Raw genomic sequence first — 7192 nt, forward strand, 5'->3', positions numbered from 1 at the left:
CTGGGCTTGCGGGAGACCGGAGCCGGAACGCGCCTGCGACGAAGCAACAGCAACGCAGGCATCAGCACAAAGAGCCATGTGGCCCACCCCCAGCCGTTGCTGCGGGGGTTGATCGTGCAGAAACCGCTGGAGCTGCTCGGGAAGAGTGCGTCCACGTCCAGAGCGAAGAGCTCGGTGAGCCCGTCGACATCGGATTGCTCGACTGTCCGCGCCTTCGTCTGCCCTTCCCAGGCGTTGTAGAACATGGTCGCGACCGAATAACGTGACTGCGGTGCGTTGATTCCAGCCGACTCCGACGAGTTGCGACAGGCATGCTCATCAGGACTGGTCAGCTCGAACTCCCGGCAGGGATGGTCGAGACCCACAAAGTGCCCCATTTCGTGAGTCATTATATTTTCAACGTCAAAAATTGAATATGGGACCGGATCTATCTTATCGGGAACGGTCATGGTTCCGGTGAATTTGGTCGGAGTGCCTCGATAACATAGCTGCGTGCCATCGTCATCCACATCCGGGCTCGAAACCATTGGATCAACGGCCTCTTCGGGATTGATCGCATCGCGCAAAATCAGGCATTCGTAAGCCGGGTTGGCCGCAGTGGCACCATTCGTAGTCCAACGCACAACCGAGTCTTCACCTGAATCGGTCAGCACCAAGTCCGCATTAAAAATGATGTCCGCTTCGGTGATGGTCCCCACCGGACCGCCACCAATCAGGCCGCGCGTAATTGTCACTGCCAATGTGCGATCCGGATCAACGTCACCGCCACCGGCAGTGAGGAAATCCACCTGCTCAAACTGGATACGATTACGCCCGTCACCGCCACCGTTGGCGATGGTATTGTCCGCAGTCGCTACGACCTTGCCCGCTACGCCCAGAAAGATGCGCCCTTGAGCGTCGCGGGTCATCAGGAAGCGGTCACCACCGGGCTCAGAGTGCTGGACGTGATGAGTGCAAAGCTTTGTCGCCTCGGCCGCCGTGGCAACATCCGTAAAGTTGCCCCAACCGTCGGTGCTCACACTGGTGATCTTCATCCAACTGTCGAAATTGCCGGCACCGTCGACGCTCCAGGCGGGGAACACGCAGGTGCGATTTCCGGGATTGAAATTTTCGGGATTCATCGCCGCGCCCTGCGTCGTTGAATTTTCGCTCGTCGCATTACCGGCCTTGTCTCCGTTGGCCATGATCAATGCCTCGGTCGGCGTGAGTGGCACGTAGGTCGGCATATTTTCGCAGTCATAACCATCCATGTTTTCCACGCCGTCACAGCCGGTAAAAAAATCCTGTCCCGCTATCGCGTTTTTCCGAATCTCGCGGTTCCACTGGTAGGCGGAGCGGCGCATGGCTTCCAGCAAATCGCTGGGTAGAATGCGCACGTTTTGATCGTTGGAGATCAACGCAAGGCAATCGCCCGCTCCCATTCCATCAGAGCAGAGGTCCATGAACGGCAATTCCAGATCGATCGTATCTCCGCTCAGCGGCCAGCGCGAGGGATAGCCCACGAAGTTCGGGCCAACGTGATCCGGGCCGTTCCGGCCCAGGTGAAGAACGAAATAGGCGTTGAGGTTCGCATCGTTGGGATTGGTAAAGACCTGCGCCTGCGAGGCCGATGCGGCCGGAAGGCTCAGTGCCAAGGCCAGCGCGGCGGCGACAAAGCGGCGCATTGAGAATAGCTGGGTCACGAAAAACTCCTTGAAGTTGCTCACAGGGGCGGGAGATTGCGGAACACCCCCGCCCGGGGCTGCATGGAGACCTGTTCGAACTATGGCACAGGCTCCGCGGTCATTCTAGCCACCTTGCGGCGGCTTTGGCGTGAGCCAGTTCACGATTTCGCTCGCACATGCTGAGCAGGCGGCAGCTCTGCGAACGCGCCTGCTTGCCGCGCCGGTGCAGACGGACTACTTACCCGCTCCATGAGCGACTCAAAGCCAGTTGTCACCCGTTTTGCCCCCTCTCCCACCGGTCCGCTGCACATCGGCGGCGCGCGCACGGCCCTCTATAACTATCTGTTCGCCCGTGCCAACGGCGGGAAGTTCCTGATCCGCATGGAAGATACCGACCGCGAGCGTTCGCGCCGCGAGTTCGAGCGCGAGATTCTCGACTCGCTCGCCTGGATGGGGATGAGCTGGGACGGTGACCCGCTCTACCAGAGTCAGCGCACCGAGGCATACCAGAAGACCGTCGAGCAGATGCTCGTCGAGGGAAAGGCCTACAAGGACTACACGCCGGCCGACAAGCTCGAAGAAATGCGGAAGGAAGCGCAGGCCAACAAACAGCCCTTTCTCTTCCGCGAGGAAATGGGAACGCCCGAGCCGCCAAGCGAAGATGCGCCCTTCGTCATTCGTTTCCGCTTTCCCTCCGAGGGAAAAGTCGGCTTCGACGATGCGGTCACCGGCCCGGTGGAGGCGCCCGCGCAGCAGTTCGACGATCTCATCCTCGTTCGCTCCGACGGCAACCCGGTCTTTCATCTCTGCAACGTGCTCGACGACATCCACCAGGGCGTCACCCATGTCATTCGCGGCAACGATCACCAGACCAACACCTTCAAGCACGTCGCGCTCTACGACGCACTCGGCGCGCCGCGCCCGGTCTTCGCGCACATCCCGCTGATCGCGGGGCCCGACGGCAAGAAGCTCTCCAAGCGCGACGCCGCGCGCAGCACCCTCGAATACAAGGAGCAGGGCTACCTGCCCGAAGCGCTCGTGAACTTCCTGGCGCGCATCGGCTGGGGCTACGGCGATGAAGAGGTCTTCTCCATGGAAGACCTGCTCAACAAGTTTGGACTCGAAGGCGTGGGAAAAAGCATGGGCGCCTTTAATCCCGAAAAGCTCGACTGGCTCAACCAGCACTGGATGGCCAAAGCCGACGACGCGCGGCTGGCAGCGCTCATGTCCGAGCACCTGCGCCATGAGCCGGGGCTTTCCATCCCGCCCGACGATCATCTGGCGCGCATCGTCGCCGCGCAGAAAGAGCGCAACAAGACCGTGCGCGAAATGGCCGAAGCATCGTGGTATTTCTTCAAGCGTCCCAAGGAATACGACGCAAAGGCGCGCCAGAAGTTCCTGGGCGCCGAGAGCCTGGAACTGCTCGCCGAGTATGCAAAGCTCCTCGAAGCGCTCGCAAGCTTCGACGCGCAGGTGCTCGAAGACCTGACCAATGACTTTCTTGAGAAGAAAGAGCTCAAGCTCGGCAAGATCGCCCAGCCCCTTCGCGTGGCGCTCACCGGCGGTCCGGTGAGCCCCGGCATCTACGACGTCATGGAACTGCTGGGCAAGGACGAGGTCCTCGCCCGGCTCCAGCAGGCCCAGGACCTGGGCAGCGCGGCCTGAGAGATACCCTCATTGCGCGCTCCCCCGTGGCGGGGGAGCTGTCCGGCAACGCCGGACTGAGGGGGTGTCGGGCGCGGTGCAAAATCCCACGGCAATTCAGGCATGGGTTTGGCAAGCCAAACCCCTACCCGATCACCGGCAGGGGCATGGTTTGCCATGCCCATTCACCGAACGGCGAGGGTTCTCCCTTCCCGCGAGCTGCCTGCTAGACTCCCCGGCATGCAGTATCTCAGCAAAGCCATTCTCTATCTCGTCAGCCTGATCCGCGCCGGTATTCGCAAGCTCTTTCTCGCGGTGCGCGGCTACAACGTGCTGCGCCTGCACCTGCACGGCCCCCTACCCGATCGCACCCGCGCGCCGGGGCTGATGGCCGCGTTCTCGGGAAGGCGCTTCGGTCCCGCGCTCCTCGACGTGCTCATTGCGCTGGACCGCGCGCGCCGCGACGAGCGCATCGAAGTCGTCACTGTCGAGATCGAGTCGCTGGCCTGCGGCATGTCACGCGCCGAGGAGATCCGCCGCGCGCTTGCGCGCGTTCGCGAGGCCGGAAAGCGCGTGATCGCCGTGCTCGAAGAGCCCGGCATGGGCGAATACCTGGCGGCGCTCGGCGCCAGCGAGATCGTGCTCGCACCCGCGGGCTCACTCAACGTGAGCGGGCTTGCCTCCGAAGTAATGTTCCTCAAGGGCCTTCTGGACAAGGCCGGCGTGGAAGCGCAGCTCGCCGCGCGCGGCAAGTACAAGAGCGCGCGCGAGATGTTTACTGAAGATGAGATGAGCGCGGCCAACCGGGAGATGACCGAAGCCCTGGTCGGCGATCTCTACGAGCAGCTCATCGCGGAAATCGCACGCCACCGCAAGATGGAGCCCGAGGCGGCCCGCGCCGCGCTCGATCGCGGGCCTTTTCTTGCCAGCGAGGCAGTCGAGCTGAGCCTCGTCGATCGCACCGGTTACCTGGATGACATCGACGAAGCGCTGGAGAAGGAACTTCCGAAGGTCCTGCCGCTCAAGCTACAGCCCTACCTGCGCGTGAGCGTCCCCGACGAGCGCGCGGCGACGGCGCGACCCACCCCCATCGCCATCGTGGAGGTGAGCGGTCACATCAAGAGCGGGCGCAGCACCCCCGGCTCCGACGGCACCATGCGCGCGACCGGCTCGCGCAGTTTCATTCACGAGCTCGAAAAGGCCGCCGCGCACCCGAGCGTCGAAGCGGTATTGCTGCGCATTGATTCCCCCGGCGGCAGCGGACTGGCCAGCGATCTCATGTGGCATGCCCTGGGCAAGGTGGCCAAGGACAAACCCGTCGTCATTTCCATGAGCAATGTCGCCGCCTCAGGCGGCTACTACGTGGCAGCGATTGCGCCGGGCTGCCCGATCCTTGCCACCGCCAGCACGATCACCGGCAGCATCGGCGTGCTCGGCGGCAAGTTCGCGCTGGGTGAGCTCTACGAGAAACTCGGCATCAAGAAGGAAATCATCTCCCGCGGCGCGCGGGCGACCTATCACAGCGACTACCGACTCTACAGTGACGATGAGTTGCAAAAGCTGCGCGGCGACATCGATGCCTTCTACGTGGACTTCGTCTCGAAGATGGCGCAGGCCCGCGCCCGCAGCTTCGACGATATCGACGCCGTGGCGCAGGGTCGCGTGTGGACCGGCAAGCAGGCGCTGGAGATCGGGCTGGTTGACGAACTGGGCGGGATGATCGATGCCTTCGACCTGCTGCGAAAGAAACTGCAGCTTCCCGAGTGGGCGCCGCTGGCGCTCATTGAAGCGCCCGGGCGCAAGCGGCGCTGGCCCCTTCGGCTGGAATGGAATTTCGAGGAGAGTCCGCTCTCAAAAAGTAAATATGGCGCCATTGGCGGTGCACTCGAAAGCGCGCTCTTTCGTCCCGCGCAGCTCGCCGCGCTCTTTGCGCGCGACCGCGTGCTGGCCCTGCTGCCCTTCGAGATCAACTTCCGCTAGCGGGCATGGCAATATCGCGGGCTTCAATGACTGCGTGGGTCCACTTGATGCCCTCGGCACTTCCGAAGACGACGATCACCGACGCCAGCACGACCAGCGCCGGGAGCAGCCACCTGAGGTATTCGCGATCATCCTCTCCCACCTTGAAGGGCGGATAAGCGAGCATCGGCAGCACGTAGAGCTGCCCCAGCACGCACCAGAGAAGTGGGGAAGCAAAGAGCGCGTCGAGGCTGGAGGGCTTGATCAGGATCGTCGCCCCCACCCAGACAATACTGCCCACCACCCAGAGCCAGTTGTTGTTGATCAGTGCATGGATGGTCAGACCGACCCCCATGCCAACGATCAGCAGAAGGCCCAGTGCCAGAGGCACAAACCAGACCCGCACGAGCTTGATGAAACCGGCTGCTTCTTCTTCGGTCGGAAGCGGCTGCCCACGTTCCTTGAACATGCGCACCAGTGTTTCCTGGATCGCCGCGTCGGTGGGGTCCTCGGGCGCGGGCGGCTCGATCTCTTTTTGTTTTTCGAGCTGCGCGCCGCGCTCGGCCGCCAGCAGCTCGCGGTCGCGCTCGCGCATCTCGTCTTCCACGTCGAGCACCTGGTTGCGGTATTCAGCCGGCACCTTGTTGATGTCGTCGGTGAAGTGGTTCGCCCCGCTCGAATCGGTCCACTTGTAGATCTCGGCAAAGGCCGCGGGCGCATGCGCCAGCAGGAATGCGCCCAGCAACGCGATCAGCAGTTTGTTTTTCACTTGTCCTGCTCTTTCGCCACGTCGATGATTCCCTCGACAGTGGCTTCTTCCTTGGCGCAGATGCCGCCGGCTTCGTAGCAATAGAAGTAGTGAACGCTGGCGCGGTAGGGATAGCTTCCCGGTTCAATGCCGGCGGGCACTTCCACGTCGATCTTCACTGCGGGCGGCGCGGCCTCATAGTAGGCAAGCCGCCCCTTCTCCTGCTCTTCGGGCGTAAGGTCGCGGGCGTAGACCTTTCCCTCTGGGCCTTTGAGGTCGCCGTAGGCGGAAAAATCCTTGAGGTAGGCCGGCGGGTAGATGGGCACCTTCACCTTCGCCCTGGGAACGAACTCGAACGCGAGCGAGATGTGCTCTCCCGCACGCGCCGAGAGCGGCGGCGGCGCCATCACCTCGATGGGCGCTTCCTCAAAGAGCTCGTTGTGGGGCTTCTTTCCGCTATCCAGCAGCGAGCCACGCTGGGCCAGTTGCAGCGGCGCCTGGGCCGGCGCTGCCGCCGTGGCGGCATGCGCGGGGGCCTGATTGCCGGGTGCGGCATCGGTCGGTCCGCTCGTGCAGGCCCAGATTCCCAGCGCCAGGGCGCTCATGATGGCTTTCTTTCGCATCCTCACTGCGCGCTTCCTTCTTCGGCATTCTCGGCCTGAACAGGTTCCGGCGTCTGTGACATGGACTCCACCGGCGTGTCCGCTGCTTCCTCAGATGCGCGGGCGGGCATCTCGGCTTCCATTGCTGCCCGCTCCTGCGCTTCAAGCTCCTGCGGCGTGGGCTCGCCCGGCATCGCCGCCGCCTCCGGCTCGTCCGTCGAATCGGGGGCGCTCCTGGGATCGGCAGCACTCTCCCCGGCGCTTCCGGCTTCAGGCGCCGCGGCATTTGCCGCGTCCGCCGGTGCCTCGCCCGCGGCCTCATCCGGCGGCATGCCGGCAGCCGGCTCGGGCTGCTCCGGACGCGGGTAGAGCGAGGCGTAATTGAGCGTCGGATCAGAAGCCAGGTAGGGGAAGTTCCCGCGCAGGATCTGTTGCTCGTAGATGCGCCCGTCCATCGGGGTGAAGCTTGAAAGGGTTACCCCCGGCGGCGTTCCATAGGGCGCGATGAGCTTGCCCGACCCGTTGCGCAGCGAGGCCGTCCAGCTCGGCGGCACTTCCTGCACGGTGCCGGTGAC

At 63.3% G+C, this 7192-nt stretch carries 6 protein-coding genes; 2 read left to right on the forward strand and 4 right to left on the reverse strand.

What is annotated here, in order from left to right:
* A partial coding sequence (locus KDH09_17870) for a hypothetical protein (GenBank protein ID MCB0221571.1) occupies positions 1-1706 on the reverse strand: 1706 nt, incomplete at its 3' end.
* 207 nt (positions 1707-1913) lie between these two features.
* On the opposite strand from KDH09_17870, the gene KDH09_17875 reads away from it, so the two are divergent.
* On the forward strand, positions 1914-3329 hold the full coding sequence (locus KDH09_17875; GenBank protein ID MCB0221572.1) for a glutamate--tRNA ligase: 1416 nt from the start codon (positions 1914-1916) through the stop codon (positions 3327-3329).
* 219 nt (positions 3330-3548) lie between these two features.
* The gene (sppA, locus tag KDH09_17880) at positions 3549-5288 is read left to right on the forward strand and encodes a signal peptide peptidase SppA (GenBank protein MCB0221573.1); all 1740 of its coding nucleotides are present in this window, start codon (positions 3549-3551) and stop codon (positions 5286-5288) included.
* Here the strand turns inward: sppA and KDH09_17885 are convergent.
* The 3 genes from KDH09_17885 to KDH09_17895 form a co-directional block, all read right to left on the reverse strand.
* Positions 5275-6036 carry a DUF4124 domain-containing protein gene (locus tag KDH09_17885; GenBank protein ID MCB0221574.1) on the reverse strand — a complete coding sequence of 254 codons (762 nt, stop codon included), beginning with the start codon at positions 6034-6036 and terminating at the stop codon, positions 5275-5277. The genes sppA and KDH09_17885 overlap by 14 nt on opposite strands.
* A complete protein-coding gene (locus KDH09_17890) occupies positions 6033-6638 on the reverse strand; it encodes a hypothetical protein (protein ID MCB0221575.1) in 606 nt (201 codons plus the stop codon). Before KDH09_17890 ends, KDH09_17885 begins: the two co-directional genes overlap by 4 nt.
* Positions 6639-6640: 2 nt before the next feature.
* A partial coding sequence (locus KDH09_17895) for a hypothetical protein (protein ID MCB0221576.1) occupies positions 6641-7192 on the reverse strand: 552 nt, incomplete at its 5' end.

Source organism: Chrysiogenia bacterium, from assembly GCA_020434085.1.
Lineage (GTDB): Bacteria > JAGRBM01 > JAGRBM01 > JAGRBM01 > JAGRBM01 > JAGRBM01.